General features: G+C 70.4%; 1 protein-coding gene. It reads right to left on the bottom strand.

Features of this window, described 5'->3' with window-relative positions:
• On the bottom strand, nucleotides 1-598 hold a 598-nt coding region (locus tag G7A99_RS23815), incomplete at both ends, for an amidase family protein (protein WP_240466408.1).

The raw sequence follows: 598 nt of genomic DNA, 5'->3' as shown, positions 1-598 counted from the left end.
GAGAGATACATCTGTACCGGGTCGTCGGCCTTCTCGCCGATGTCGAACGCCGGGGTCGGCGCCACCGGGCCGAGGATCACGTCCACGTCCTCGAACGCGCGGGTGAAGTCGTCGCGGATCATGCGCCGGACCTGCTGCGCCTTGAGGTAGTAGGCATCGTAGTAGCCCGCCGACAGGGCGTAGGTGCCGACCATGATGCGGCGCTTGACCTCGTCGCCGAAACCCTCGCCGCGGCTGCGGGTGTAGAGGTCCTCGAGCCCGCGTGGGTCCTCGCAGCGGTAGCCGAAGCGCACGCCGTCGAAGCGCGAGAGATTGGAGGAGGCCTCCGCCGGGGCGATGACGTAGTACACCGGCACCGCGAGGTGGGTGTTGGGCAGTGAAACCTCGGTGATCTCGGCGCCCTCGGCACGGAGCGCGGCGACCGCCTCGTCGATGGCGGCGCGCACGCCCGCGTCCAGGCCCTCGCCGAAGTATTCCGCCGGCAGGCCGATGCGCAGGCCGCGGATGTCGTCGCCGAGGGTGGCGCGGTAGTCGGGGACCTCGCGCTGCACGCTGGTGGAGTCGCGGTGATCGAAGCCGGCCATGGCGCCGAGCAGCA

It is taken from the genome of Arhodomonas sp. KWT (genome assembly GCF_010993615.1).
The sequence above is the reverse complement of the archived record's forward strand: the minus strand, read 5'-3'. Positions and strand labels throughout refer to the sequence as shown.